At 70.6% G+C, this 2,234-nt stretch carries 3 protein-coding genes; 2 read left to right on the forward strand and 1 reads right to left on the reverse strand.

The window, feature by feature from the left end:
* Both AC2VOR_RS07020 and AC2VOR_RS07025 read left to right on the forward strand, forming a co-directional pair.
* Positions 1-313 (forward strand): SDR family oxidoreductase (locus AC2VOR_RS07020; RefSeq protein ID WP_486963459.1); only part of this gene is annotated, 313 nt, incomplete at its 5' end.
* A gap of 6 nt (positions 314-319) precedes the next feature.
* Positions 320-1,465: a Zn-dependent alcohol dehydrogenase gene (locus AC2VOR_RS07025; RefSeq protein ID WP_369741271.1), complete on the forward strand. Its 1,146-nt coding sequence runs from the start codon at positions 320-322 to the stop codon at positions 1,463-1,465.
* Here AC2VOR_RS07025 and AC2VOR_RS07030 read toward each other — a convergent pair.
* Positions 1,421-2,234, reverse strand: an 814-nt coding sequence (locus tag AC2VOR_RS07030; protein ID WP_486963460.1) for an NAD(P)/FAD-dependent oxidoreductase, incomplete at its 5' end; no start/stop codon positions are given. The genes AC2VOR_RS07025 and AC2VOR_RS07030 overlap by 45 nt on opposite strands.

The following is a 2,234-nucleotide window of genomic DNA, read 5'->3' on the forward strand; positions in this document are numbered from 1 at the left end:
GAGCAAGAGCTTCGTGCGGTGGTACAGCCAGTCGCAGGCGGAACGGTTCAACGCGCGCGGCCTGCGCATCGTCTCGGTGTCCCCGGGGTCCATCGATACCGAGATGGGCAGGCTCGAGGAACAGGCCGGGGCGGGGGCGATGGTTACCGAGGCCGCGGTCCCGCGGTGGGGCAAACCTGAGGAGATGGCCGAGCTGCTGGCGTTCTGCGCCAGCGACAAAGCGGGTTACCTCACCGGCACCGACATCCTCAACGACGGCGGCGTGATCGCCTCGATGACGGAGCGGGCCCGGGTCGCCGCCGCGAACGGCTGACCAGCGATGCGAAGCCGCGCGGCCATCCTCTACGAGTACGGGCGCCCGTGGTCGGTCGAGGAGTTCGAGCTCGACCCGCCGCGCGCCGGCGAGGTGCTGTTGAAGCTTGCCGCCACCGGCCTGTGCCACTCCGACGAGCACATCCGGCAGGGCAAGCTCGCGCCGCCCGCCGACCTGGGACCGCCCGCCATGTCGCCGACCATCGGCGGGCACGAGGGTTCCGGCGTGGTACTCGAAGTGGGTTCGGGCGTCACGGGTTTCGCGCCCGGGGACCACGTGGTGACGTCCTTCCTCGCGGTGTGCGGGCAGTGCCGGTGGTGCGCCTCGGGCATGGAATACCTGTGCGACAAGGGATCCGGGACGCTGATCCCCGGCATGCCGACCGATGGCACCTTCCGCCACCACACCGCCGACGGCCGGGACCTCGGCCACGTCTCCAAGATCGGTGCGTTCGCCGAACACACCGTGGTGGCGGCGGATTCGCTCGTCAAGATCGATCGGGACGTCCCGCTGGTGCCCGCCGCGCTGCTGGCCTGCGCGGTGCCGACGGGATACGGCTCGGCGGCCCGGCGCGCGGGCGTGCGCGGCGGCGACACCGCGGTCGTGATCGGTGCCGGCGGCATCGGCACCGCGGCCATCCAGGGCGCCCGCATCAACGGTGCCGCCCGCATCGTCGCGGTCGACGTCAACGAATTCAAACGCGCGTCCGCGCCGCGCTTCGGGGCCACCCACACCGCGGCGACGGCGGCCGAGGCGCTCGAGTTGGTGCGCGACCTGACCCGCGGCGTGATGGCCGACGCGGTCGTCGTGTCCCCCGCGATGATCGGCGAGGCCGACGTGAGCGCGGCGCTGGCGCTCACCCGCAAGGGCGGCACCTGCGTGCTCACCGGCCTGCCGGCGCCGGCGCTGCGCTCGGTGCCGATGGCGTTGCAGGACTTCATCCTGATGAACAAGACGCTGTGCGGCACCGTGTTCGGGTCCTGCAACCCCAAGAGCGACATCGGACTGCTGGCCACGCTCTACGAATCCGGGCGCCTACTCCTCGACGAGATGATCACCAGGCGCTACGCCCTCGACGACATCAACGACGCCTACGCCGACCTGACCTCAGGCCAATTGATTCGCGGTGTCATCGACTTCGGCGCGGACTGATCCGCGTCCACGCGCCTTGCGGTGTACCCAGTCGCGCGGCCGCAGCCGCCAGGTCCGGCGGGCGTACTCCAGCTCGGTGTAGGGCCATTGGGTGACGATGCGGCCCGTCGGCGAGCGAAAGTAGCTGTCGCACTGCGTCCAGATGGTGCGCTCGAGGGCCGTGGAAAGCTCGTCGTTGTACCGGTTTTCGGCCTCGGGGCGTACGTCGAGCCAGCCGCCGCGGCGCGCCACCCGGCTCACCGCGCCGGCCACCAGCCGCGCCCCCGCCTCCAGGATGTAGACGATCGAGTTGCCGCCCTGGTTGGTGTTGGGGCCGTACAGCATGAAGAAGTTCGGGAACCCGCTGACCGCCACGCCGAGGTAGGCGCTGGGGTCCTCGCCCCACCGCTCGTGCAGGCTTTCGCCGCCGCGGCCGATCACTTCGATGCCGCTGAGATAGTGGCTGGTCTGGAATCCGGTGGCGCACACGATCGCGTCGACGTCGACCACGTCGCCGCCGGCCGTCACGATCGACGTCTCGGTGACCCGCGCGATCGGGTCGGTCACCAGATCGACGTGCTCGCGCTGCAGCGCCAGGTAGTAGTCGGCGCCCAGCAGCACCCGCTTGCAGCGGAACGGGTAGTCCGGCGTGAGCGCGCGGCGCAACCGTTCGTCGGGCACGGTGCGTTCCAGAAAGGATGCCGCGATCTGTGCGCGGCCGGCGGCCGTCGGATCGTCGAGTGCGTTGCCGGTGAAGTCGTGGAACTGCTTCCAGACCCGCCACCGTTCC

This window comes from Mycobacterium sp. TH-M103 (assembly GCF_057473785.1).